General features: G+C 71.3%; 24 protein-coding genes. 13 read left to right on the forward strand and 11 right to left on the reverse strand.

All coding sequences use genetic code 11. The annotated features are described in order from the left end of the window. Positions 1 to 53: 53 nt before the first annotated feature. On the forward strand, positions 54 to 1,124 hold the full coding sequence (locus VF632_RS07365) for a hypothetical protein (RefSeq protein WP_331022223.1): 1,071 nt from the start codon (positions 54 to 56) through the stop codon (positions 1,122 to 1,124). 194 nt (positions 1,125 to 1,318) lie between these two features. Here the strand turns inward: VF632_RS07365 and VF632_RS07370 are convergent, their stop codons facing one another. From VF632_RS07370 to VF632_RS07395, 6 genes are all read right to left on the reverse strand, one after another. Then, positions 1,319 to 2,638, reverse strand: a complete 1,320-nt coding sequence (locus VF632_RS07370) for a thymidine phosphorylase (RefSeq protein WP_331022224.1) — start codon at positions 2,636 to 2,638, stop codon at positions 1,319 to 1,321. Next, positions 2,635 to 3,087, reverse strand: a complete 453-nt coding sequence (gene cdd / locus VF632_RS07375; protein WP_331022225.1) for a cytidine deaminase — start codon at positions 3,085 to 3,087, stop codon at positions 2,635 to 2,637. The genes VF632_RS07370 and cdd overlap by 4 nt, the downstream gene beginning before the upstream one ends. Positions 3,088 to 3,401: 314 nt before the next feature. Then, positions 3,402 to 3,671 (reverse strand): hypothetical protein, encoded by a 270-nt coding sequence (locus tag VF632_RS07380; RefSeq protein ID WP_331022226.1) that lies wholly within the window; start codon positions 3,669 to 3,671, stop codon positions 3,402 to 3,404. A 68-nt stretch (positions 3,672 to 3,739) separates the two neighbouring features. Continuing rightward, entirely contained in the window at positions 3,740 to 4,000 is a 261-nt protein-coding gene (locus VF632_RS07385; RefSeq protein WP_331022227.1) for a hypothetical protein, read from the reverse strand. A 65-nt stretch (positions 4,001 to 4,065) separates the two neighbouring features. Beyond that, positions 4,066 to 4,296: a hypothetical protein gene (locus VF632_RS07390; protein WP_331022228.1), complete on the reverse strand. Its 231-nt coding sequence runs from the start codon at positions 4,294 to 4,296 to the stop codon at positions 4,066 to 4,068. Positions 4,297 to 4,298: 2 nt separating this feature from the next. Then, positions 4,299 to 4,562: a hypothetical protein gene (locus VF632_RS07395; protein WP_331022229.1), complete on the reverse strand. Its 264-nt coding sequence runs from the start codon at positions 4,560 to 4,562 to the stop codon at positions 4,299 to 4,301. Positions 4,563 to 4,818: 256 nt separating this feature from the next. Between VF632_RS07395 and VF632_RS07400 the strand changes: the two genes are divergently transcribed. From VF632_RS07400 to VF632_RS07440, 9 genes are all read left to right on the forward strand, one after another. Then, positions 4,819 to 6,585, forward strand: a complete 1,767-nt coding sequence (locus VF632_RS07400; RefSeq protein WP_331022230.1) for a sensor histidine kinase — start codon at positions 4,819 to 4,821, stop codon at positions 6,583 to 6,585. Between the two features lie 550 nt (positions 6,586 to 7,135). Continuing rightward, entirely contained in the window at positions 7,136 to 8,515 is a 1,380-nt protein-coding gene (locus VF632_RS07405) for a sigma-54 dependent transcriptional regulator (RefSeq protein ID WP_331022231.1), read from the forward strand. A 291-nt stretch (positions 8,516 to 8,806) separates the two neighbouring features. Continuing rightward, entirely contained in the window at positions 8,807 to 9,199 is a 393-nt protein-coding gene (locus VF632_RS07410; protein ID WP_331022232.1) for a hypothetical protein, read from the forward strand. Next, positions 9,196 to 10,608, forward strand: a complete 1,413-nt coding sequence (locus tag VF632_RS07415; protein ID WP_331022233.1) for an amidase — start codon at positions 9,196 to 9,198, stop codon at positions 10,606 to 10,608. Before VF632_RS07410 ends, VF632_RS07415 begins: the two co-directional genes overlap by 4 nt. Before the next feature lie 328 nt (positions 10,609 to 10,936). After that, complete coding sequence (locus VF632_RS07420; RefSeq protein WP_331022234.1) at positions 10,937 to 11,560, forward strand: penicillin-binding protein activator LpoB; 624 nt, start codon at positions 10,937 to 10,939, stop codon at positions 11,558 to 11,560. A 23-nt stretch (positions 11,561 to 11,583) separates the two neighbouring features. Next, on the forward strand, positions 11,584 to 12,387 hold the full coding sequence (locus VF632_RS07425; protein WP_331022235.1) for a hypothetical protein: 804 nt from the start codon (positions 11,584 to 11,586) through the stop codon (positions 12,385 to 12,387). After that, the gene (locus tag VF632_RS07430; RefSeq protein ID WP_331022236.1) at positions 12,384 to 14,063 is read left to right on the forward strand and encodes a hypothetical protein; all 1,680 of its coding nucleotides are present in this window, start codon (positions 12,384 to 12,386) and stop codon (positions 14,061 to 14,063) included. The genes VF632_RS07425 and VF632_RS07430 overlap by 4 nt, the downstream gene beginning before the upstream one ends. Positions 14,064 to 14,439: 376 nt before the next feature. Then, positions 14,440 to 14,937, forward strand: a complete 498-nt coding sequence (locus VF632_RS07435) for an acyl-CoA thioesterase (protein ID WP_331022237.1) — start codon at positions 14,440 to 14,442, stop codon at positions 14,935 to 14,937. Positions 14,938 to 14,976: 39 nt separating this feature from the next. Beyond that, positions 14,977 to 15,585: an HD domain-containing protein gene (locus tag VF632_RS07440; protein ID WP_331022238.1), complete on the forward strand. Its 609-nt coding sequence runs from the start codon at positions 14,977 to 14,979 to the stop codon at positions 15,583 to 15,585. A 539-nt stretch (positions 15,586 to 16,124) separates the two neighbouring features. On the opposite strand, the gene VF632_RS07445 is transcribed toward VF632_RS07440, so the two are convergent. The 5 genes from VF632_RS07445 to VF632_RS07465 form a co-directional block, all read right to left on the reverse strand. Next, a complete protein-coding gene (locus tag VF632_RS07445; protein ID WP_331022239.1) occupies positions 16,125 to 17,168 on the reverse strand; it encodes a tetratricopeptide repeat protein in 1,044 nt (347 codons plus the stop codon). Then, on the reverse strand, positions 17,161 to 18,843 hold the full coding sequence (locus VF632_RS07450; RefSeq protein ID WP_331022240.1) for a GAF domain-containing sensor histidine kinase: 1,683 nt from the start codon (positions 18,841 to 18,843) through the stop codon (positions 17,161 to 17,163). The genes VF632_RS07445 and VF632_RS07450 overlap by 8 nt, the downstream gene beginning before the upstream one ends. Positions 18,844 to 19,080: 237 nt before the next feature. Beyond that, the gene (locus VF632_RS07455) at positions 19,081 to 20,016 is read right to left on the reverse strand and encodes a DUF4382 domain-containing protein (protein ID WP_331022241.1); all 936 of its coding nucleotides are present in this window, start codon (positions 20,014 to 20,016) and stop codon (positions 19,081 to 19,083) included. A 239-nt stretch (positions 20,017 to 20,255) separates the two neighbouring features. Beyond that, positions 20,256 to 21,185, reverse strand: a complete 930-nt coding sequence (gene rsgA, locus VF632_RS07460; RefSeq protein ID WP_331022242.1) for a ribosome small subunit-dependent GTPase A — start codon at positions 21,183 to 21,185, stop codon at positions 20,256 to 20,258. A gap of 118 nt (positions 21,186 to 21,303) precedes the next feature. Next, positions 21,304 to 22,227, reverse strand: a complete 924-nt coding sequence (locus tag VF632_RS07465; protein WP_331022243.1) for an RNA polymerase sigma factor RpoD/SigA — start codon at positions 22,225 to 22,227, stop codon at positions 21,304 to 21,306. Positions 22,228 to 22,815: 588 nt separating this feature from the next. Between VF632_RS07465 and VF632_RS07470 the strand changes: the two genes are divergently transcribed. The 3 genes from VF632_RS07470 to VF632_RS07480 all read left to right on the forward strand — a co-directional run bounded on the left by VF632_RS07470 (position 22,816) and on the right by VF632_RS07480 (position 24,807). Further along, on the forward strand, positions 22,816 to 23,658 hold the full coding sequence (locus tag VF632_RS07470) for a DUF5694 domain-containing protein (protein WP_331022244.1): 843 nt from the start codon (positions 22,816 to 22,818) through the stop codon (positions 23,656 to 23,658). A gap of 108 nt (positions 23,659 to 23,766) precedes the next feature. Beyond that, positions 23,767 to 24,504, forward strand: a complete 738-nt coding sequence (locus tag VF632_RS07475; RefSeq protein ID WP_331022245.1) for a hypothetical protein — start codon at positions 23,767 to 23,769, stop codon at positions 24,502 to 24,504. Between the two features lie 18 nt (positions 24,505 to 24,522). After that, the gene (locus VF632_RS07480) at positions 24,523 to 24,807 is read left to right on the forward strand and encodes a DUF427 domain-containing protein (RefSeq protein ID WP_331022246.1); all 285 of its coding nucleotides are present in this window, start codon (positions 24,523 to 24,525) and stop codon (positions 24,805 to 24,807) included. The last annotated feature ends 287 nt before the right edge of the window (positions 24,808 to 25,094 follow it).

Below are 25,094 nucleotides of genomic sequence, written 5' to 3' on the forward strand. Positions count from 1 at the left end.
CGCGCGGCGTTATGATCCAGGAAGACGATGCACCGCCACAGCCCGATGATCCCATGACCCGCCTTCGTTCGCGCTTCTCCGCCGTGCTTGCCGCCGCAGTCCTGGCGGGCGCGTGCGACAATCCCGGCGGTCCGCACCGGCCCGGCGAATACAACCTCCAGGTGATGGGGGTGCCGCCGGGCGCGTCCAGCTTTACCCCCGCGGACGTGGACAACCGCGTCGTCGTCGGCGCGGCCGAGGTGGGGGGGCGGATGGTGGCGGCGCAGTGGAACGGCGGCGGGTGGACCCTGCTGAACCCGGGCGCGCCGGCCGGGTGCGACTCGGAGGCGACGGCGATTTCCGGCGGCAACGTGGCGGGAGAAATCTCCTGCGGCGCCGACACGTACGGCTGGGCGACGGGGATCGCGGGGCGCGTGGACCCGGCGCCGCACACGTTCGTGGACATCAACGCCGAGGGCACCGTGGCGGGCACCCGCGGGCGCGCCCAGGCAGACCTGCGTGCCTTCGTGGCCCGCAGCGGCTCGTACACCGTGCTGCTGCCGCCGGGCGCCGAGGCCAGCGCCGCGGCCGGCATCGCGGATGACGGGCAGGTGGCGGTCACGGGCTTCAGCGGCTGTGGCGGCGCGGGGTGCACGCGCAGCAGCGTGTGGGTGTGGCGCGCGGGAGAGTGGTCCGAAGCGCCCCTTCCGCCTGGCGCCGATCGCAGTGAGGCGGTGGCGGTGAGCAGCGAGGGGCACGTGGCCGGGTTCGGCATTCGCGACGCCGACCAGGACAGCATCCTCGACAACGACCTGCAGCCGGTGTTCGTGTGGGAGCGCGACGACGACCTGGATGGGCTGCCGGTGATCCCCGGGACGCGCGTGGTGGTGCGCGACGTGGCCAGCTCGGGGTTCGTCGTGGGCTCCGCGCTGCGCCCGGACCGTCCCGCGCAGCCTACCTACGGCGTGATCTGGGGCGAGGGGCGGCTGTACTATCTCACCGAGCGGATGATGCGGGAGTTCGAGGACTGGCAGATCGAGGCGGCGCTGGGCATCGACGACGAGGGCCACATCGCCGCCATCGGCACGCACCGGGAGACGGGGGAAACCGGCGCGGTGCTGCTGATCCCCGTCAACCCGCCCTGAGGGCCCCCACCCGGACTGTGTGGCGTTCGGCGTGGGCCGGCGCATGCCTCGGCCGCCCCCCATCCCCAACCCTTCCCCCGCAAACTGCGCGGGGGAAGGGAGCCAGTCTGGTGCACCACGCATAACTCCCTGCGGCACCAAAGCTTGTCATCGTCAGGCTCGGCCCAGCCCCTCTCATCCACCGGAATCGCGGATCAGCCGACCGTTTCGTAGGCGTCGGGAACGGGCTCCGCCGGGCGGACGGAAAGCACGAAGGCGGAGCGCAGCCGCTCGATGGCTTCGCGCGCCGCCGACTCGGAGCGTGCGTGCACGTCGGCCAGCGGCTGCCCCGCCTCCACGCGGTCGCCGATGCGCGCGCGGACCACGATGCCCACCGCGGGGTCCACCGGGTCGGCCTTGGTCTTTCGCCCCGCGCCCAGGGCCAGCGCGGCGTCGCCGATCGTACGCGCGTCCGCCTGGGCCACCCAGCCGGGGAGGTCGGTGGTGTAGGGGTGGATCACCGGAGCCGACGGGAGGAGGTCCGGCTGGTCCACCACCCGCTGATCGCCGCCCTGCGCCTCGATCAGCGTCTGCAGCGTGCGCGCCCCCGCCCCCGAGTCGCGCAGCCAGGTGAGCGCGGAGCGCCCCTCGTCCGCGGACTTCGCCAGACCCGACATCTCCAGCAGGTGCGCGCCCAGCTCCAGCGTCAGCCGCCACAAATCCGCCGGGCCGCGGCCGTGCAGGGTGTCGATGGCTTCGCGGATTTCCAGCGCGTTGCCCACCGTGCGCCCCAGCGGCTGGCGCATGGGGCTCAGCACGGCCCGGGTGCGCCGCCCCGCCCCGTTGCCGATGGCCACCAGCGTGCGCGCCAATTCCCGGGCATCGTCCAGGGTCTGCATGAAGGCGCCGGAGCCCCACTTCACGTCCAGGACGATGCTGCGGGCGCCGCCGGCCAGCTTCTTTGACATGATGCTGCCGGCGATCAGCGGCATGCTGTCCACCGTTCCCGTCACGTCGCGCAACGCGTACAGCTTCTTGTCGGCCGGTACCAGCTCGCCGCTCTGGCCCACCAGCGCGCAGCCGATGCGCCGCACCTGGGCGCGCATTTCGTCCAGCGGCAGCTCGCAGCGAAAGCCGGGGATGGCCTCCAACTTGTCGAGGGTGCCGCCCGTATGCCCCAGCCCCCGCCCCGACATCTTCACGAAGGCGGCCCCGGCGGCGGCCATCAGGGGAACGAGGACGATGGACGTCTTGTCGCCCACGCCGCCGGTGCTGTGCTTGTCTACCGTGGGGCGGTCCAGCCCGGGCCAGTCCAGCGTTTCGCCACTGTCCACCATGGCGCGGGTGAACTCCAGCGTTTCTGCCTCGGTCATCCCGCGCCACACCACCGCCATCAGCCAGGCGGCTACCTGGTAGTCGGGCACCTCGCCCGCCAGGTAGCCGGACAGGAACCCCCGCATCTCGTCCGGCGTCAACTCGCCGCCGCGCTTCTTCCGCTCGATCAGCTCGACGGTGGAGGGAGCAGAGCCGCTCATCGGCCCTCGCGGGTGGCGTTCAGCCGATCCTGGTCGAACGCCCCGGGAAGCAGCGCCCGCACGGAGGTGATCTGCACCCCCGCGGGCCCGCCGCCCGGCATGATCACCGGCATGTCGGGGCCGAACTCGTTGAGCACCTGCCGGCATCCGCCACAGGGCGCACAGGCCGCGTCGTCCTCGGGGCCCACCACGGCGATGGCCACGAAGCGCCGCGCGCCCTGCGTGACGGCGTTGCCGATGGCCGTGCGCTCGGCGCAGGTGCCCAGGGGATAGGACGCGTTCTCGACGTTGACGCCGGTGAACACGCGCCCGTCCTCGGCCAGCAGCGCCGCGCCGACGCTGAAGTTGCTGTAGGGGGCGTAGGCCTGGGCGCGCACCTCGCGGGCCTGGTCCAGCAGCCGCCGGGCGGCGGCGGGGTCGATCGTGGGCTGCTCGGATGCCGATGTCACGCGGCCGTCCTTTGTTCTGTCGGGGCCTGGGTTTGAACGCTCTCCCTCGGAATATAGGGAACAGGCCCTGCGGAGGCGACCGGGGCGGGGCGGACCCACGATCCGGGGAACGGAGCGAGCGCCGCTGGGGCGAATGAATTCGCGTCAACGACCACACGATGTCCACCTTCGTGGACTACACGCTCTGGCGCAGTCGTCTGCCATGGGCGGCGCCCCTGCTTGGGGTGTCCCCTGTTTCTCCCCCCATGAAAAAGCCGGGCCCGGACGCGAAGGTCCGGGCCCGGCAGAGAGCGGCGCTTGAAGCGCCGGTCGGATTACGGGGTGGTCGTGGTGCCCGCGGCGCCGGCCGAGTCGCCGGTCGTCGTGGTGGCCCCAGCCGCGCCCGCGGCCGTGTCGGTGCCCATGCCGGGCGCCGGCGTGGTCGCCATGGTGGTGTCGGCCGGCATCGGCGTGGTCACCGGGGCCGCCTCGACGGTGGTGCCGGCAGCCGTGCTGTCGACGACGGCCGTGTCGCCGCCCTCACCGCCGTCGCCGCCGCACGCGGCAAGCGCCATCACACCGAAAATCGCGATCAGCTTCTTCATGTCCGTATTCCTTTTCCGTCGTTGAAAATCGGGCCGCGCAGTGATGCGCGGCCCGTTACTCGTGCTGCTCAGTGCGCGGCCGTGTCGGTGCCGGTCGTCGTCGTGGTGCCGGTCTGGGCCTGGCCCTGGGTGGTGTCGACCGTCGTGGTGGTCGTGGCGGTCACGGTGTCCTGCGTCGGGACGACCGTCGGGGTGGCGACCGTGTCGCTGCCCGGAACCACCGTGGTGGTGCTGTTGACGTCGGTGGCCTCACCCTCGGCAGCCGCGTCGTCGCCGCCGCCGCAAGCCGCAAGCGCCATCAGGCCGAAAATCGCGATGAGCTTCTTCATGGTCGTGTGTCCTTGTCCGGTGTGGTTCATCCGCCGACCCGCGTAGATGCGGGCCGGTGTCCTGCCTACTGCTGCGTCGTGCCCGTGGCGCTGTCGCCGGCGGTGCCGCGCACCGCCGCCGCGCTGTCCACCACGGTTCCCTGCATCATCGTCGAGTCCGCGGGCGCGGGCGAAACGGCCGGGGCCTCGCTCGTGGCGGGGATCGAGGTGGTGTCTTCTACCACCGCGCCCGCTTCGTTGCCCCCGCCGCAGGCGGCCAGCGCCACCAGGGCCAGGGAAGCGATCACCTTGTTCATGGTCAGTGCGCCGCGGCCGAGTCGGTGCCGGCTGCGTGGCCGGAGTCCGCGTGCGCCGTGCTGTCCATCGGCGCGGGCGTGGTCGCGCCCGAGGTGCTGTCCATCGGAAGCGGCGCGGCCTGCGTGGCCGCCGCCGCGGAGTCGACCCCCTGGATGGTGGCACCCGTGGCCGTCGAATCGGCCGCGGCCGCGGCATCCTCGCCGGCGTCGCCGCCGCAGGCCGCCAGCACCGCCACCATCACCATCGGGAAAATGCGCTTGATCATCCGCCGCTCCTCACTTCCGGAATCCATCCGCGCGGCCTTCACGCGGTCAGGCCAGGAAATGGCAACGGGTATGCCGAACGCCGGGTACCGGGCCACGGTGGCGCAAATCCGCGCCACGCCTTAGCTTTCGGGCACTCGGCACCCTGCCGCCCACCGTTTGCGGACCGCACCGAACCGGTCCGCCGCCGTTCAGTGAACACCGCACCGGTGTTCAGTGAACACACGGGACGGGTGCCGCACCAACGAACGGGACCACATGCGAGGGCTTCCGCTCCGTGCCAAGATCTTCTTTCTCTTCGCCGCCACGTCGCTGCTGATCGTGGTGCCGGCCCTGCTGCTGATTGCGCGGGCCGTGGAGCGGGGCGTGTACGAGCGTGCGCGCGACGACCTGGACGGCGCCATGCTTTCGGTGCAGCAGGCGTGGGACACCCGCGACCTGCTGCTGGCCGAGGCGGCGCGCGCCCGGGCGCTGGACGCCGACCTGGCGCGCGCGTGGCAGGCGGGCAACATGCGCGAGGTGCAGCGCATCATCCAGCTGGGGCTGGAAAAGGACGTCCGCCCTTTCGTCATCGACAGCACCGGGCGGTTCATCCTGGGACCGCAGATCGATGCCGGGCCGGTGGCCGGCGCGGGCCAGGGGCGCACGACGATCGCCTTTCCCGCCAAGGGCGACCCGGTGCGCTTCGCCCTGGAAGAGGTGTTGGCCGACACCGTTCGCCTGGGGCGCGTGGGCGTGGGCACCCGCTTCAGCGCCGCCAGCCTGAAGAAGCAGCTGAACCGCACCACCGAGGTGGTGCTGCTGGTGGGCGACTCGCTGATCGGCACCACCCTTTCCGACACGGCCGAGGCGGCGCTGAACCGCGGCGAGCTGCTGGCGCTCAAGGGGAGCGCGGCCCCGGTACCACGCCAGATCTACGCGGGGCAGGCGTACATGGCGCGCCCGCTGAACCTGGCGTCGCGCGGGCTGCCGGCCACGGCCATCCTGCTCCGCCCCATCACGCAGGAATTGCAGGTGGCATCGGCTATCAAGAGCTCGCTGTGGGGGATCGGGTTCGCGGCGCTCGTGCTGGCGCTGGTGCTGGCGGCGGTGATCGCCCGCATCGTCGCCCGCCCCACGCAGGCGCTGGCCGAGGCGTCGGCGCGCATGGCGCGGGGCGACTTCGCGGCGCCGCTGCCGCGGGCGGGCACGGACGAAATCGGGCAGCTGGCGCGCGCGTTCGGCGAGATGCGCCGGGCCATCGCCGACCGCGAGGGGCGGCTGCGGAGCGCGCAGGCGGAGATGATCCACCGCGAAAAGCTGGCGGCCATGGGGCGGCTGGTCGCGCAGCTTTCGCACGAGATCAACAACCCCATCTACAACATCCAGAACTGCCTGGAGGCGCTGGAGCGGCGCGGCGACCCCAACGATCCCAACCGCGAGTTCCTGACGCTCGCGCAGGAGGAGCTTTCGCGGATGGCGTCGCTCACCCGGCGCCTGCTGGACCAGAGCCGTCCCCAGTCCGACGCCAGCTCGCTGCTGAACCTGAACGCGCTGGTGACACGCGTGCTCACGCTGGCGGGGCCGGAGATCCGGGAGCGGGGCGTGGAGCTGCGGGCGGACCTGGCGCCGGACCTGCCGCCGGTGGTGGCGCACCCCGAGGCCATCCAGCAGGTGCTGGCCAACCTGGTGGCGAACGCCAGCGACGCCATGCCGGGGGGCGGGCGGCTGCGGGTGGCCACGCGGGCGGTGGACGAGGCGGTGGAGGTGGTGGTGGAGGACACGGGCCAGGGGATCGCGGAGCGGGACCTTCCGCACATCTTCGAGGCGTTCTACACCACGAAGCCGGCGGTGACGGGAATCGGGCTGGGGCTGTTCGTGTCGGAGGGGATCATCCGCGGCCACCGCGGGCGCATCGACGTGGAAAGCACGCCCGGGCAGGGCAGCCGCTTCATCGTGCGCCTGCCGCGCGAAACGCTGGACGAGTCGCTGTCCGACGCCAACCAGGACGCGGCGGTGGAGGCGCGCGAGACGGCGGGAGTGTAGGCTTCGCACCCGAGCCTGTCATCCTGAGGCCCAGGCGCGCGGCACCGGCCCGCGGCACAACCGCCGCGGGCCGAAGTATCCAGCCGCGGAAGGGTACAGGCCTTGGCGCGGCAGCGGTCACCGTAGCCGAGGCCTCGGCTGCCGTGGGGCCCTCACCCGGCCGCGTTGACACCCGTGCCACCCTCTCCCACAAACAGCGTGGGAGAGGAGGTACACTTCGGGTCTGTGGTGCGTCAGGGCAGGCCCGGTGCTCGGGCCGGCGCCCCCCATCCCCAGCCCTTCCCCCGCAAACTGCGCGGGGGAAGGGAGCCAGCCCGGTGCGCCAAGCCGGCCGGAGCGCAATCGAATTCTCCTCCCCCCATGGGGTTTATGGGGGAGAGGCCGGGAGAGGGGGGCGGCCGCGGGATTGGCCAATGTCAGCTCCATCCGGCAGCAGGTCTCCCCTCTCCTGGCGGAGTTTGCCGGGGAGGGCCCGGGGGAGCGGCCACCCGCGGAATGCACCGGGAGCCAGCCGACTCCCGTACTTATCTACTTTCCGACATTCGTGACTGTGGCGACATCCGAGATTCCGCGCATCCTCATCATCGACGACGACCGCGCGTTCCGCGTGGGGACGGGCGCGCTGCTGTCCGACGAGGGCTACGCCGTGGAGGCCGTCGCCAGCGGCGACGAGGGCGTGGACCTGCTGCGCCACGAGCAGTTCGACATGGTGCTGCTGGACCTGCGGATGGAAGGGCGCACCGGGCTCTCGGTGCTCGAGGAGCTGCGCGGGTCCGGCAACGACGTTCCCGTGGTGATGCTCACCGGCTTCGCCACGGTGGATTCGGCCGTCGCGGCGCTGAAGCTGGGCGCCGACGACTACCTGACCAAGCCCTGCGACAACGCGCAGCTGCGGTCCAAGATCAAGTCCATCCTGGCCCGCCGCGAGCCCGTCCTGGGCGACGGAGCGGCGCGCATCGTCAGTACCGGCACGCGGATGAAGGAGGTGCTGCGCGCCATCTCCCGCGTGGCCTCCACCGAATCCACGGTGCTGCTGCGCGGGGCAACGGGGACGGGCAAGGAGGTGATCGCCCGCGCCATCCACGAGGAAAGCCCGCGCCGCCACCGCCCGTACCAGGCCGTGAACTGCTCGGCGCTGGCGGAGGGGATCCTGGAGTCGGAGCTCTTCGGCCACGCGCGCGGCGCCTTCACGGGCGCGGTGAACGAGCGGAAAGGGCTGTTCGAGGAAGCGCACGGCGGCACGGTGTTTCTGGACGAGATCGGCGACGTTTCGCCCGGGATGCAGGCCAAGCTGCTGCGCGTGCTGCAGGAGCGCGAGGTGGTGAGGGTGGGCACGGCGCGCAGCGTGGCGGTGGACGTGCGGGTGATCGCGGCCACGCACCGCGACCTGGAGGCGATGGTGGAGGACGGGTCGTTCCGGAAGGACCTGTACTTTCGCCTGAAGGTGTTCCAGATCCGCGTTCCCGAGCTCAAGGACCGCCCCGAGGACATCCCCGCCCTCGTCGGCGCCGCCTTGGCGCGGTGGAACGAGCGGGTGGAGGCGCCGCGCCGGGTGCAGGGCGTGTCGGACGATGCGATGGCGCTTCTGGCCGCGTACGACTGGCCGGGGAACGTCCGCGAGCTGATGGCGGCCATCGAGTACGCGTGCATCGTCTGCGAGGGCGGCCGCGTGATGCCGCACAACCTGCCCGAGGAGGTGCGCGAGGGCGCGTCCGCCTTCCCTGCAACCAACGGGGGCGACGCCCGCAAGCACGAGTACGCGCGCCACGTGGAGCCGGTGCGGCGGTACCAGGCGCCCGACGCCGACTCGGAGCGCGAGGCGATCCTGCAGGCGCTGGAGCAGGCCGACGGCAACCGCACCAAGGCCGCCGCCGCGCTGGGGATGGGCCGCACCACGCTCTGGCAGAAGCTGAAGGAATACGGACTGTAGGAGGCGCGGGCGGGGCTCAGGCGCACGGAGGCCGGGCCCCGGTGCTCGGGCCGGCGCCCCCCATCCCCAGCCCTTCCCCCGCAAACTGCGCGGGGGAAGGGAGCCAGTGCCGTGCGCTTCGCCGGGCCCTGGAGGCTGGCCCGTGCACGCCACCGCCGGATCCGCACCGGGCTGACGCCTCTCCCCCATGCAGTTTGTGGGGGAGAGGTTGGGAGAGGGCGGCTGCTGCGGCACGCGCCGGGTTCAGCCTCATCCGGCTTGGTCTTGTTAACCACGACTTTCATCGAACCGATGACCGAACCGACCGAACTCACCCGGCGCGGCTTCGCCAAGGCGGCCGTGGCCGCTGTGGCCGTGCCCATCCTGGCGCCGCTCGCCGCGTGCACCACCACGCCGCCCGCCGAGGCGCCCGCGCCCGCCGCGGCACCCACGGGCCAGGCCGCCACCCCCTCCGCCGCGCCGCAGGGCACCAACGACGAGAAGCAGCCCTCGCCACTGGCCCGCGCGCTGACCGACGCCATCCGCGTGCAGTACGGCGATCGCATGAACGACGAGCAGATGGCCAAGGTGGGGCGCAGCATCGCCGGCGGGCTGGACACGGCCGAGCGCCTGCGCCGCTACCCCCTCCCCATCGCCGCCGAGCCCGCGTTCGTCTACCGCGTGACGGGAGGGCCGCCGCGATGATCCCCGACGAAACGCTGTACCTGCCGCTGGCGGAGCTGGCCGCCGGCATCCGCGCGCGGCGCCTGGACCCGGTGGAGCTGGCCGAGGCGTACATGGACCGGCTCCAGCGCTTTGGGCCGGACCTGGGCGCGCTGGTGACGCTCACCCGCGAGCGCGCGCTGGCCGAGGCGCGCCAGGCCCGCGACGAGATCCGCGCCGGGCGCTACCGCGGGCCGCTGCACGGAATGCCGTACGGCGCCAAGGACCTGATGGGCGCCGAGGGATACCCCACCTCGTGGGGCGCGCAGCCGTACCGCGAGCAGCGCCTTCCCGACGCCGCCGTGGTGGAAAAGCTCAAGGCGGCGGGCGCCGTGCTGGTAGCCAAGCTGGCGAGCGTGGAGCTGGCCGGCGGCTTCGGGTACGAGCAGGCGAACGCCTCGTTCACGGGGCCGGGCCGCACGCCGTGGAATCGCGACTATTGGAGCGGCGGGTCGTCCACCGGCCCGGGCGCGGCGGTGGCGGCGGCGCTGGTGCCGTTCGCCCTGGGCAGCGAAACGTGGGGCTCCATCTTCGCTCCCGCCGCCATGTCCGGCGTGACGGGGCTGCGTCCCACGTATGGGCGCGTGAGCCGCCGCGGGGCGATGGCGCTGTCGTGGACGATGGACAAGATCGGGCCGATGTGCCGCACCGCGGACGACTGCGGGGTGGTGCTGCAGGCCATCGCCGGGCTGGACCCGCGCGACGAGAGCACGGTGAACCGCACCTTTCGCGCGGCGCAGGACACCCGGCTTCCGCCGCGCCCGCGCATCGCCGTGCTCAAGGGGAACGCCGAAGGCTCGCAGCCCGAGGTGCGCCGCAACTTCGACGCATCGCTGGAGGTGCTGTCGGGCTTCGCCGAGCTGGTGCGCGACGTGGAGCTGCCCGACATCCCGTACAACGCGGCGGCCTCCATCATCATCGACGCCGAGGCGGCCAGCATCTTCGAGGAGCTGGTATCCAGCGGCCGCGTGCAGGAGCTGACGGCGCCGGAAGACCGCACTGGCGGGTACGCCGGGCAGGTGGTGCTGGCGAAGGACTACCTGCGGGCCATGCGCGTCCGCAAGCCCGCGGGCGAAGCGCTGGACCGGCTGTTCGTGGAGGGGCGGTTCGACGCGCTGGTGCATCCCACGTGGAACACGGTGGCGTTCCCGGCCACGGGCAACTTCGACGACGCGTACAAGGACGCCACCTGGGGCGGGCAGCCCATCAGCGGCGCGGCCAACCTCGTGGGGCTTCCGGGGATCGCGATGCCCAACGGGTTCGGGCGCGAGAACCTTCCCACCTCCATCGCGTTGACGGGCCGCGCGTGGACCGAAGGCAAGCTGATCGCCATCGGCCGCGAGCTGCAGCGGCGCACCGACTGGCACCGGCGCATTCCTCCCGGTTACTGAAAAGCAGTTTCACGCAGAGGTCGCAGAGGGAAAAGAGAGGACGCGGAGGGCTACCGCCGTTTCCTCTGCGTCCTCTCTATCTTCTCTGCGTCCTCTGCGTGAAACTGCTGTAGAAGCCGTCCACTGCACCGCACCTGGGCTGTCTCTCAACGAGGACAGTGGGGGATGGGAGGATGGACGACCCCCTGATCTAAATCATTCCGCATCAATCGCTTCCGTTTTAGATTGCAGCAGGTATGCGGAATGCCCTTCACGAAGCCGGGTGGAACTCCTTCCCGTCCATCCCCAGAATGAGCATCCCGAGCAGAACCCGGAGCGGAGACCCCAAATGATGACGACCCGTGCCCGCCCCCTCGCCGCCCTGGCGCTGGCAGGCCTGATGGCGCTCGGCGGCTGCGCCACGCAGGTGACCCGCGTGAGCCCCGAGCAGCAGATCGACCTCAGCGGCCGCTGGAACGACGCCGACAGCCGCCTGGTGGCCGACGCGCTGATCCGCGAAAGCTTCGACGCCAGCCGCGGCGGCGACTGGGCCGTGCGCTACATGCAGGCCCACGCCGGCCGCCGCCCCATCGTGATCGTGGGCACCGTGCGCAACGCCAGCATGGAGCACATCGCCGTCGGCACCTTCGTGCGCGACCTGGAGCGCGCCTACCTGTCGAGCGGCCAGGTGCAGGTGGTGGCCAGCGCCGACGAGCGCGGCGAAGTGCGCGCCGAGCGTGAAGACCAGCAGGAGAACGCCACCGCCGACACCCGCGCCCGGCTGGCCCGCGAGCGCGGCGCCAACTTCATGCTGCAGGGTGACGTGCAGTCCATCGAAGACCGCGAGGGCGGACGCCGCGTGGTGTACTACCAGGTAGACGCCACGCTGGTGGACATCGAGACCAATGAAAAGGTGTGGACCGGGCAGCACCGCATCAAGAAGATGGTCGAGCGCCCGCGCTTCCGCCTTTGATCCCCGCACGAAAGGGCAGGCCCATGTTCAAGCATTCTCCCTTCGTCCTCCTGCTGCTGGGCGCCGCCGCGTGCGCCCCCCGGATGGACCCCGTGCGGCCCATCTACCGCAACGGCCAGGTGGTTCCCTCGCGCGCCGACGAGGTGGTGGCCGATGCCCGCGCCGAGGGGCAGGCGGAGCGCGACCGCATCGCCCAGGAAAGCGACCGGAACGCCCAAGCCGCGCTGGCCAGCTGCTCGGGCGCCGTCTGCGACGCCATCACCCGCGGCGAGCTGGCCGTGGGGATGACCCGCGAGCAGGTGCTGGCCGCCACCCGCAGCTCCCTGGCCGCCTGGGACGTGCGCGGCGGCGGGCGGGTGACGACGCTCGCCGCGCGCGACGGCGTGAACCCGTCCGACGTCGTGGCCCCCGTGGCGATGGTGACGCTGGAAGACGGCATGGTGCGGAGCTACGCCTACCGCGAGCCGCAGGGGCTGCGCCTGGTGGCCTCGCGCGCCGACGCGTCCAGCGAGGGCGTGGCGCGGGCGCGCGCCGCCGCGCTGCTGCGTGAGGGCGACGAGATGGCGCTGGCCGGCCGCTTCGAAGAGGCCCTGGACCGCTACGACCGCGCCGACCTGGTGGACCCGGAGAATCCCGAGACCACGCTCAAGATCGCCCGCGCGCTCGACAAGGCGCTGCGGCCGTACGAGGCGCAGATCCGCTACCAGCTGTTCCTCCACCAGATGGAGCTGGAGCGCATCCGGGCCCATGGCGAGGCGTACGCGCACCTGTCCGGCGCCATGATCGAGGCGCGCCAGCGGATCATCGTTCTCGAGCGCGGCAGATGAACACGGCACGCCGCGCCCGCCGCACGCTCACCTTCGCCGCCCTTGGGGCGGCCCTGGGAGCATGCGCGCCGGGAAGCCGCTATCCCGCCCGCCCCGCGCCCGAAACGCTGCCCGAGGGCTCGCCCCTAGCCAGCCAGACGCTGGGCGAGGGCGACGCATGGCTGCGGCACTACGTGATGTCGGGCGCGGCCGACAGCGCGGTGGAGATGCTCCATGGGCGCGGCGCCCCGCGCGATCCGCTGGTGCGCCACCTTCAGCTGGCGGTGGCCCTTCACCAGGCCGGGAAGTACGACGAGAGCAACCAGGCGCTCGCCTGGGCCGACGACGAGGCCGAGCGGCGCTACACGCAGAGCCTTTCGCAGACCGCCGCCGCACTGCTGGTGAACGACGCGTCCATCGCGTACGTGCCGCCCACGGCGGAGCGGGCCATGGTGCCGTACTACCGCATGCTCAACCACCTGGCGCTGGGCCAGGCCGAGGGCGCGGCGGTGGAGGCGCGCCGCGCGGGGGCGTTCTTCGCCCGGCTGCGCGACACGGGCGCGGCGGACCCCTGCGCGGGCGAGGGGCTGGTGCAGTACGTTGCCGGCCTGTCGTTCGGGCGGGCGGGGGCGCACAACGACGCGCTGGTCTCCTTCCGCCAGGCCGAGCGCGCCTTCGACGAGTGCGGCGGCGCGGCCGCCCCGCCCGACCTAGGGGAGTGGCTGTACCGCTCGGCGGTGCGCACGGGTGTGCCGCAGGTGGCGGATTCGGCGGCGGCGCGCTACCGGCTGTCCACCGCCGCGGCGGACAGCGGGGCGGGCGAGCTCGTCGTGCTGGTGGAGCACGGATGGGTGGCGCACCGCGGCCACGCCGACATCCACGTCCCCATCTTTTCCGAAGAAGCCGACAGCCTGGCCGAGGGCGACCCCGAGGCGTTGGCCAACGTGCTGATCCACACCGCCGTCAACCTGGCCGACCAGGCGCAGTGGGGCGAGGCGTGGGAAGAGAACGCCCTTCAGCAGGTGGCCGACGCGCTGGACGGCGCCTACATCATGAAGCTGTCGTGGCCGGTGTACCGCCTGGAGTCGTGCTCGGCGCCCGCCGTGCGGCTGGTGGTGGGCGACCAGGCGGTGGACGCGCCGGTGACGGGCGACCTGTCGGCCGCCATGCTCATCCGCTGGGAGCAGGCGCGCCGGGCCGCGCTGATGCGGATGGTGGTGCGCGGCGCGGGCAAGTTCATGCTGACGCGCGCCGTCGAAGCCAAGGGCGAGAAGCAGGGCGGCGAGGCGGTGGGATGGATCCTGGGCCGGCTGAGCAACCTGGCCAGCAACCACATGGAGCGCGCCGACACCCGCAGCTGGTCGCTCCTTCCCGACCGCGTGTCCGTCGCCCGGATGACGCTGGCCCCGGGCGAGCACCCGGTGCGCATCGAGGTCACCAGCCCCGAGGGAGAGCCGGTGTGGATCGACCTGGGGACGGTGACGGTCCGCGCGGGCGAAACGCTGGTGCTCAACCGCCGCGTCTGGGGATCGGAGATGGGCGACCTGGCCGCGCGCTCGCCCGAGATGCGCCAGCACCTGGCTGAGCGCCGGGCAGCACCCGCGGACACGGCGTCGGCGGAGCGGGTTCCTGGCGCGGCGGCGATCCAGGAGGCCGGCGCGAAGTCGGCGGCGCCCGTAGTCGCGTCGCAGCCATAGCGGCCCGGACGACGGAGTGCTCGACGAGGGGCGGACCGGAAAACCGGTCCGCCCCCTCGTAATTGTTAGGCAGCGAGCGCTGCGGCCACGCCTCACGTGCGGACATGCGATGCGGCCGCTGGCCCGGAAACGGTCGCCACATGCGTCAACCCGCTACCCACGCCTGGTCGCGCCACACGGTCCTCCCCACACGAGGACAGGCTAGTCCGCGCAGGCGGACTTCGTGTGGTCGTTGCAGCGAATTTATTCGCCCGACAGAGCCGTGGGCCCTGGATCGTCAACCCCAACCCCAGCCAGAGGCGGCTAGCCGGTCCCGTGCGGTCCCGCGCCGCATCCGATAGTTTGCGGGCCAACCTTTTGAACGGCGCGAGTGAAGATGGCTGAGAACGAAACGCTTCCGGGCAAGACGGCGCGCGAGTCCGCGTCCACGCTCTCGGAGAGCATGATGCCGGACCAGCTGAACCACCACGGAAACGTGTTCGGCGGCGAGATCCTGGCCCTGGTGGACAAGTGCGGCGGCGTGGTGGCACGGCGGCACGCGCGGTCCCCCGTCGTCACGGTGGCGGTGGACCGCGTGGAGTTCCGCCAGCCCATCTACGCCAGCGACTTCGTGGAGGCGCACGGCCGGCTGACGCACGTGGGGCGCACGTCCATGGAGGTGATGGTGACCGTAGAGGCCGAGCAGATCGAAACGGGCCGGCGCCGGTGCACCAATATCTGCTACCTGACGTACGTGGCGCTCGACAAGCTGAACGGAAAGCCCGCCGTCGTCCCCCCGCTCATCCTGGAGACCGACGAGGATCGCCGCCTTCACGCCGCCGCCGAACGCCGGCGCGAGCGGAGGATCGCGGACCAGGACGAGGGTGGGGAATGAAAAAGAAGAGACCCGCTGTTTCTTTTGCGTCGGAGGGAAATGATCGCTGATCTCAATCCGAAGCTGGGCCAGCAGCTCGCGTTCATCATGGAGCTGGACCGGCTGAAGGGCATCCTGCGGCAGACACGCGTGCTGGACGGCGCCCGGCAGGAAAACAGTGCCGAGCACTCGTGGCACCTGGCGCTGTGCGCGGTCGTCCTGGCGGAGCACGCGCCGGGGGGCACGGACCTGTTGCGCGTGCTGAAGATGGTGCTGGTGCACGACGTGGTGGAGATCGACGCGGGAGACGCCTTCTGCTACGACGCAGACGCCAACGTGGGCAAGGAAGAGCGCGAGCGGATGGCGGCGGAGCGCATCTTCGGGCTGCTGCCGGCGGAGCAGGCGAACGAGCTGCGGGGATTGTGGGAGGAGTTCGAGGACGGCGACTCGGCCGACGCGCGGTTCGCGGTGGCGCTGGACCGGCTGCAGCCGCTGCTGCTCAACTTTGCCGGCGAGGGCGGAAGCTGGCGCCAGCACCGGGTGACGCACGACCAGGTGATGGTCCGCATGGCACCCATCCGGCACGGCGCACCGGAACTCTGGCCCGCCGTCGTGCGCTTGCTGGACGAGGCGGTCGCCCGCGGCTACCTGGCGCCCGCCGCGCGGTGACGGTGTGAACATTGTGCAAACTTTGCACAATGCCCAACTTTCGTGCATACCGCCGTCCGGCTGCAACCGAATGCAGCCCGGCAAAAAACAGAGAGGCCCGCGGGATTCGCTCCCGCGGGCCTCCGTCCGTCCGATGCAAAGGACAGCCGATGTCTCTCTTCAGTTGCCGCCCGCGATGGGCCCGCTGTAGCCGGTAGAGTCCGGCTCGGTAGTGGTGCTCGACGTCGTTGTCGTCGTAGAATCGGCCCCGGTACGGTTTCCCCCAGCGATGGGGCCGCTGTCAAAGCTGGGACCGACTGGAGCAACTGGGTTCCCGCCGGCATCGCCGCACGCGGCAACGGAAATGGCAAGTGCGATCGCCGAGATGATACGCGTCCGGCTCATACGGTCCTCCTTTACAACGTTCCCGCAGGGCTGATTTCGGCCCCGAGGAAAGGCAATCCCCGTGCCGCATCGGCGCCACTCTCCCGGAGGTCACGAAACAGCGCCGGGCCGGCGCATCGCGAGAAAATTTTTCTCCCTCGCCGACACGGTTGCGCTCACCGAGCCAGTGCCTCCAGCTCGCCCGTCACCGCCTGTTCGTAGTACCGCGCGCCGACCGCGCCAAAGGCTGCCGCCGCCCGGCCGTAGAAGCTGCGGGCGTCGCCGGGGCGGTCCTGGTGCACGCGCAGGCGGGCGAACTCCCAGAAGATCCCGCCGCGAACGAAGCCGGTCCCCTCGCCCTCAGCCATCGCGAGCGCCCTGGCCAGGCGCAGCTCCGCGTCAGCCACACGGCCCTCCATCCGGGCCAGCATGCCCCGGAACCGCTCCACGTCGGCCAGCGTGGCGCGGTCCTCCACCGTCGTGGCTTCTTCCTCCGCGCGAGCCACCGTCGCGATGGCGCGGGAAAGCTCGTCCACCTGGATCAGCGGGTGCGAGCGGTTCATGTACAGCCGCGCCAGCCCCGGGGCGTTGGACGTCCGTTCGCCGATCTCGATCCCCCGGCTGAAGAACACCTCCGCCTCCAGCCACTCGCCCAGGTACACGCTGACGATGCCCAGGTTGTGGTAGGCATTCATGCAGTTGACGCTGTTGCCGGAGCGCACGAACGAGCCGATGCTTTCCAGGTACAGCGTCCGCGCGTCGTACAGCTCGCCGCGAAGATGGGCGATCACCCCCGCGTTCTGGCACGCGAGCCCCGCCAGGTCGTCGTCGCCCAGGTCCAGCGCCAGGTCCAGCGCCTGCGCGTACAGCGGCCGGGCGCCCGCCCAGTCGCCCGTGGAGTAGCGGATCACACCGAGCACGTTGACCGCACGGGCGGCGGCCTGGGGAAGTCCGTTGCGCTCGGCGATCTCCAGGCTGAGCAGCGCCAGCTCTTCGGCCTCTTCGTGGCGGCGCTGATGGTTGCGCACGCGGGCCTGGCCCCGCAGGGCATCCGCCGCCGCGCCCAGATCGCGGTCCATCACCGACGCGCGGAAGGTCAGCGCGTACAGGCGCGCCGCGGCGTCCCAGCGGCCCAGCCCCTCTTCCTGTGCCGCCCGCTCCGACAGCCCGTGTGCATCGTGGGTTCCCGCGGCCCGGCGGGTCACCGTTACGTCAACCATCAGCCGGAAGCCGCAGGATGAACGTGGAGCCGCGCCCGGGCTGGCTTTCTACCCGCAGCTCGCCGCCCAGCAGCCGCGCCAGCTTGCGCGAGATGGGCAGCCCCAGCCCCGTGCCGCCCCGCGCGCCGGCGCCCGACACCTGCTCGAACTCGTGGAAGATGCGCTCGCGGTCCTCGGGCGCGATCCCCGGGCCCGTGTCGCTCACGCGCAGCTCCGCCCACCGCCGGGGCTCGCCCTCGCCCGCCTCGTCCACCCGCGCGATGGAAACGCTGACCGTGCCCCGGTCCGTGAACTTGATGGCGTTGGAAAGCAGGTTCACCAGGATCTGGCGCACCCGGTCGGCGTCGGCGGAAACGGGGGGAAGCGGAACCGCGGGGGTCACGGCGACCACCAGCCCCTTTTCCCGGGCCTGCGGCTCCACCGTGGACATGGCCTCGTCCACCACCTCGTACAGCGACACGGGCTGAATGACCAGTTCCAGCTTGCCCGCCTCCATCTTGGAAAGGTCCAGCACGTCGTTCACCAGGAACAGCAGGTTGTTCGTGGCCCGCTGCGCGCGCTGAAGGAACGCCTGCGACTCGGGCGGCACCTGGCCCACCACCCCGTCCAGCAGCAGCGCGTTGTAGCCGAGGATGGCGTTCAGCGGCGTGCGCAGCTCGTGGCTGACCGAGGCAAAGAAGCGGTCCTTGGCGGCGGCGCTCCACTGCAGCTCCTCGTTGGCCCGCTCCAGCTCTTCCGAGCGCCCCGCCAGCGCCTCGTGAAGCCGCGCGTTGCTGATGGCTACCGCCGCGTGGCCCGCCAGCGTGAGCGCCAGGCGGGTGTCGCGCGAGGTGATCTCGTAGGCGCGGCGGTACCCGATCACCAGCGCGCCGAACGTTTCGCCGAACAGCGCCAGGGGCACCCCCAGGGCCATGCGCATCCCCTCGGCGGCGTGAAAGGGCTCGGGCGCGGGGCCGCCTTCGCCGGCCCGCAGCGTCAGCGGCTTGCCCGCGTCGGTCACCCGCGCCGCGAACGGGTCGTCGCCCGTTCCCTCGGGCGCGCGCAGCCCCGCCGCCGCCAGGGTGCGGATGCGCCCGCCCTGCTTGGCGCTCACCGTCACGTAGTGCGCGCCCAGCAGCGTGCGGGTGAAGCGCGCCACCATGTTCAGCACCTCGTCCGGGTCCAGCGTGCGGTTGGCCGCCAGCCCCAGCACGTGCAGCGCCTCGCTTTCCTCCGCCCGCCGCCGGTACGTCTCGCGCTCCTCCTCCAGCGCCGCGGCCCGCGCCGTCCGGGCCGCCACCTGCCCCAGGGCCGCCGCCAGTGGCTGCCACGCCGCACCGTCCGCCGGGAACGCGCGGGGCGGGGCGATCAGCAGCACGGCGCCCGCCGGTCCCGGGCCGGAGCCGTCTTCCGACAGCGGCAGGACGAGCGCGGAGTCGCCGGGATGGTCGGCGGCGTCTTCGGGAAAGGCGGGGGAGAGCGGATGCACCACGGGAGAGGGCGCCTCGCGAGCGGCGCGCGCCAGCTCGGCGGACAGGCTCACGCCCTCGGGAACGGCGGCCCGGCGGCTTCCGGACCCGTCCACCCACACCGCGCACGCCGAAACGTCGTCCGGCAGCGCCGCCGCGGCCGCGCGCACTGCGGAGGCCATGTCGGTGCTTTCGTACACGCGGATGATGGCGTCCCGAAGATCCATGGGCGCGGGGAAGGGCGGGCGGCGGTGCAGCGGGAGCGCAGCCGAACGGGGGCCGCGGATGGACGCTGCTGTGGCGAGTTCGCCCAAGGTAACTCAACCGGCGCGCGCGAACAATCCGTTCCCTTCGACGCGATGTCGCCTTGGGCGCGCACCGCCGCGCCAGCTCCTGAAACGACGATCGGCGCGGCCCTGGGGGCCGCGCCGATCCTGGCGTTCTACCGTCCGCGAGCGGGGAGATCAGCCCGCGGGCTTGGCCTTGCAGGTGGCCGCGGTGATGCTGTAGTCCGCCGTGGCCGTGCCGCCGGAGGCCACCGTCACCGTGGGCGCGCTCGGCGTGGCGGTCACCGTCAGCGAATCGCCGTTGGTGTAGGCCACCACGGGCACGTAGGTCATGGTGTACGTGCCGGGCGCCGCGGTGATGCGGTAGCGCGCGTCCGTGCCCACGGTGGCGTTCAGCGAGTCGGCGCCGGCGATGGCGCGGGGGGTGAACGCCTGCACCGTCACCGCCGAGCCGCCGCACGTGGGCAGCGTTACGCCTTGGGCCAGCGATACGGCGCCGGCGATGCCGCCCGCGAAGCCCACGCCGGTGGCGCGCAGCACCGGGTGCATCACCCAGTGTCCCGAGTTGCCGGCCTGGTGCCCGAAGCTCTGCGTGACGTCGAAGTCCACCGTCATGATGGCGGACTCGCTTTCCAGCACCACCGCGTCGTCGCCGCCGGGGAACTTCACCTTGATGCCGCTGGAGCAGCCCGACGGCACCTGCAACTGGCCGGTGGCGGTGACGCCGGCGGGCAGCTCGGCGTCCTTCGTGGCGTACACGGTGCCCGTTTTGGTGACCACGTACGCCTCGCAGACGACGAAGCGAAGCTCCGAGTAGCGGCCGGCGGGGACGACGGCCCCGTTCACCAGCTCGGCGGTGCGCCCGCCGGAGAGCGTCAGCAGGTCCACCCAGCCGGTGGGCGCCGTCAGCACGTCGGTGCGGCCGCCGGTGCTGTCGGCCGCCGAGCCCTGCAGGTAGATGCGGTCGATCTTGACCCACGCCTGCGCCAGGTCGCCGGGCGCGTCGATCAGGCGGATGGAAAGCTGGGCCTGGTCGCTCCCCGTACCGCCATCGCACGCGGCGAGGGCCAGCGCGGCGAGCAGGGGAAGGATCCCCTTCGCGTGCTTGAACATGTGTCTGCTCGTCTCTCTTGGTGTATCTGCCGGTGATTTCCCGGCGCTTGCGGAGTAGACGAGTCTCGCGCGCGGAGGTCACATGGGGGAGGCAGCCATGGTAACAAAGGTAAGGACGGTCACAACGGTAACTACGGGAACGGACGTGACAGAACCCTCCCACGAGCACGCCGCGCGAAGGTTCATCATGTAGGTCCCGTTGTTACCGTAGTGACCGCAGTTACCGTAGTTACCGCAGTTCACCCGTCCCAGCCGCCCTCTTCCTGCTCGCCCGCGTACATCCGGCGGTAGCTGTCGTAGCGTCCGGGATGGATCTGTCCCGCGTCCACGGCGGCGCGCACGGCGCAGCCGGGCTCGTGCGTGTGCGTGCAGCCGGGATAGCGGCAGTCGTCCAGCAGGTTCTCGAACTCCGGGAAGTAGAAGTGGAGCTGGTCGCGGTCGATCTCCCACAGCCCCAGCTCGCGCAGCCCCGGCGTGTCGGCCACCCAGCCGCCGCACTCCAGCGGAATCAGCTGCGCCGTCACCGTGGTGTGGCGCCCCTTGTTCACCGCCTCGCTGATGGCCGCCACGCGAAGCCCCAGCCCTGGCTGCACCGCGTTCAACAGGCTGCTCTTGCCCACGCCCGACGGTCCGGTGAGCGCGGACAGACGCCCGCACAGCGCCTCACCCATCTCCGCCACCCCCAGCCCCGCCTTGGCCGCCGTGTACATCACCGTGTAGCCGGCGCGCTCGTAGTGGGCGAAGATCGCCCGGGCCGCGTCGATGCCCGTCAGGTCCACCTTGTTGACGATGATCAGCGGGGCGATATCGCTGGACTCGGCGATCACCAGGAAGCGGTCCAGCATGCGCAGGTGCGGGTCTGGCTTCGCGGCGGCGAACACCACCAGCACCTGGTCCACGTTCGCCACGATGGCCTTGGCGCGCGGCGCCTTGCCCGGTGCCTTGCGGGCCAGCACGGTGGTGCGCTCGTGCACGTTCTCGATGGTCCAGGCCTCCTCCTCCTCGCCCGTGCCCTCGCGCTGTACGTCGACGCGGTCGCCCACGACCACCTTTTCGCCGGTGCGCTGCTCGCGCTTCAACCGGCCGCGCAGCACCGCCTCGATCACCCCGTCCGGGGTTTCTACCTCGTACAACCCGCCCTGCGCCCTGCGAACCGTGCCCGTCAGCATGAAGCCTTCATAGGGAAAGCGCCGTCCGCATGGTGACGGCTTCGGGTGAAAAGACGACGGCACCCCTCCGGATGGAGAGGTGCCGTGAATGACCGGACCGGGAGCGGATGGCCGCGCATCAGGCCGCGAACGAAGCCAGCGCATCGCCCATCTCGCCCTCGCGCAGCCGCTTGAGCGCGCGGTCGCGCAGCTGGCGAATGCGCTCGCGCGTAACGCCCAGGATGTCGCCGATCTCCTCGAGGGTGTGCTCGCGCCCGCCCTCCAGGCCAAAGTACAGCTTCAGCACCTTGGCGTCGCGCGGCTGCAGCGTGCCCAGCGCCTTGTCGATGCGCTCGGACAGCAGGCGCTCCTCCACCTCGTCCTCCGTTTCGATGGCCGAGTCGGCCACGAAGCGGTCCATCAGCTGGCTGTCGTCGCTGTCGCCGATGGGGGCGTCCAGGCGGATCTCGGCCGCGTTCAGCGTCTGCAGGCTCTCGACGATGTCCACCGACAGGCTGGTGGCCTCGGCCAGCTCCTGCGGCGTGGGATCGCGCCGAAGCTCCTGCTTCAGCCGCTCGCGCTCGCGGAAGATCTTGGCCAGGTCGCTGGCGCGGTTCAGGGGCACGCGCACGCTGCGCCCCTGGTTGGCCAGCGCCGACAGGATGGCCTGGCGGATCCACCACACGGCGTAGGAGATGAACTTCACCCCCTGGTCCGGATCGAACTTCCGCGCGGCCGTCACCAGCCCCACGTTGCCCTCCTGGATCAGGTCGGCCAGGGAGACGCCGCGGTTCTGGTACTTCTTGGCGACCGAAATGACGAAGCGCAGGTTGGCGCGCACCAGCTCGGCGACCGCGATCTCGTCGCCCGCCTGCGCGCGCTTGCCAAGCTCGATCTCCTGCGGGGGGGTCAGCAGCGAGTGGGTGCTGACCTCCTTCAGGTACTGGTCCAGGCTGCTCTGGTCCTCGGCGGCGACGGCGAAGCCCGCGTCCAGGCTGGGTGCCTGCCGCTTGCGCTTGCGAGTTGCCTTTCGCTGCGTCGTAGCCATGTCGTCGTTCTTCACGTGCTCTTCCTGAAAGGTCCGCCGTCCGCGCGAGCGCGGATCGGTTCAGACTTGCAAAAGGTCTGCCGCAGGCCGAAACGAAGCCGCCCGGCGCTGAGAGAGCGTCCGGGCGGCGGCTGCTTCTGCGCGTGGCGGATTGCCTACGCGCTTCGCGTGCCGCCCCCCGGCCCGCATGCCGCCGCCACGGGCACGCGAAGCCGTACCCGAATGAATCCGGGCAGGTCCGTAACGCCGTGCGGGTGCAAGCGAGTCATGCTTGAAAACGCCAGAAGCTTGGGGTTTGTGACTGTTGGGGCGCACAAGGTAGAGCGCCCCGCCCGGCCCGTCAACGGCCCCGCCGTGCATCTTTCGCGGGGCTCCATCCGGGGCCGACGGGTCATACCGAGCGGCACGGCGAAGGTTCCTCCCTTCGTGGCGGCTCCCGTCCGGGGCTCCACGTGGTCTCCGTACGGATCGCGCCGGCCGCGAGTTTCCCATGGGTCGATCGACCTGGCGGATGGCGGAAACCATCCCCGCCCGCCGGCCGTACTCGCCTCGTCCGCTCGATCTCCATCATCCAGAAAACCCGTCCACGGAGACGTTGATCCCATGCCGCCCAAGGCCGCCGCACGCATCCGCATCTTCCCCGCCCTGCTGGCCGCGCTCGCGCTGGCCACCGGCGTGTCCGCGCAGACCGCGCCGCGCGCCCAAGTGATGGTCCTGGGCACGCCGCACTGGGACAATCCCGGGCAGGACTACAGCAACACGCAGGTAGACGACGTGCTGGCCGAGCGGCGCCAAGCGGAGATCGCCGCCCTGGCCGCGGCCCTCGCCGAGTTCCGGCCCACGCGCATCGCCGTGGAGGTGCCGGTGGCGAGCGACTCGGCCATCAACGCGCGCTACCGGGCGTATCGGCGGGGAGAGATCGCGCTGGGACGCAACGAAATCGATCAGATCGGCTTTCGCCTGGCGCACATGCTGGGGCACCCGCGGGTGTACGCGGTGGACCACAAGCAGGACCTGAACGTGGGCGCCGTGCTGGGCTGGGCCGCGCAGAACGGGCAGGCCGACGCCGCCCAGCGCATCGGCGGAATGATCCAGCAGCTGGTGGCCGACAAGAGCGCCGCCATCGCGAACGCGCCACTCGGCGAGGTGCTGCGGCAAGAGAACAGCCCCGCCACCGACAGCCTCGAGTCGCTGTACCTGCACTTCGTCCCCATCGGCAACGACACGTCGTTCGTCGGCGCGGAGATGGTGGCGGACTGGTACTCGCGCAACCTGAAGATCTTCGCCAACGTGACCCGCGTGGCGCGTCCCGGCGAGCGCGTGCTGGTGATCATGGGCACCGGCCACGGCCCGCTGCTGCGCCGGTACGTAGACGAGCACCCGGACTACGACCTGGTGCACGCCACCCGCTTCCTGGAGCGCTTCCGGCCGTCGCCGTCACGATAGACGCGCGGTGGCGATGCGACGAGCGGGGCGGGGTTCCTTGCCGGGACTCCCGCCTCGCTTCACTTTGCGTGCTGTGCCTCCTCCCCTGTCCCCGGTCCCCGCTCCGCGATGAAGCTTTCCGTCGACCGCGCCCTGCGAGCCATCTGGCTGGCCATCGGCGTGCTGCTGCTCGGGTTCCTGGTGGTGTTCGCCGTGGTCGCCGTCACGGGGTGGATCCGCACGATGGGCGCGGACGAGGCCGCCGTGCGAGTGGCGAGGGAGAGCGGACAGCCGCGGGAGGAGGCGCGTGCGGTGCGCCTGGGGATGCCCGACTCCATCCGCGGCAGCACGGCCATGATCGCGATGGTGGGGAACGGCCAGGGATACCAGGGCCGCTACCGGGGCGACAAGGAGCACTCGCCGCCGGTGAACGTAGTTTTCCTGGACGACCAGGGTGCCCGCCTGCTGCTGGACAGGCCCGCTTACATCGGCGAGGTACGGTATCCGCGTCCCCGCGATCCCTCAGCCAGCGCATCGCAGAATTGGATTTCGTACCAGGTGGCGATGGAGGACGGCAACGGCAACGGGCAGCTGGACGACCGCGACCCGCGCTCGCTGTACGTGACGGACCTGGAGGGCCGCAACCTTCGCCCGGTGATCCGGCCGCCGATGCGGCTGCTGGAGCACCAGGCCATCGGGCCCGGCCGCATCCTGGTGTATGCGCTGGAGCCGCCGCAGGGCCAGCAGGTGACGGAAGACCGCATGCGCCAGCGCGCGTTCGTCTACGAGACGGCCACGGGCAAGCTGCTCCCCTTTAACGCGTTGGACGCCGCAACGGACCGCGCGGCCGACATCCTGGCGCGCTGAATTCAGAGGAGGTGATCGATGGCGAGGGCAACCTGGAACGGCGTGGTGATCGCGGAGAGCGACGCGTACGAGGTGGTGGAGGGCAACGTGTACTTTCCGCCCGGCACGGTACGACGAGAGCACCTGCAGCCCAGTGAAACCCACACGGTCTGCGGGTGGAAGGGCACGGCCAGCTACTACAGCGTGGTGGTGGACGGGCAGGAGAACGTGGACGCCGCGTGGTACTATCCGGAGCCCAAGGACGCGGCGAAGAACATCGCCGGCCACGTGGCGTTCTGGAAGGGCGTCGTCGTGGAGAAGTAAGGGGCGGCGGTCGGGCGATGATGGGCTCGGGGCGTTTCGACCGATTCCGGCGCATGCCGCGGCCGCCCCCCATCCCCAGCCCTTCCCCCGCAAACTGCGCGGGGAAGGGAGCCAGTGTGAGGCGTCGCCATAACTCCCTTCAACGCCATAGCCTGTCATCCTGAGAGGGTGTTGAGATAACCGAACAAAGTGCGAACATGCACAAGTAGACGGTGTATGCGGCTGGCATGACTAGCCTCAGATATCCGACAGACTTGACCGATTCGCAGTGGGAGCTGCTGCGCCCG

This window comes from Longimicrobium sp. (assembly GCF_036388275.1).
Classification (GTDB): domain Bacteria; phylum Gemmatimonadota; class Gemmatimonadetes; order Longimicrobiales; family Longimicrobiaceae; genus Longimicrobium.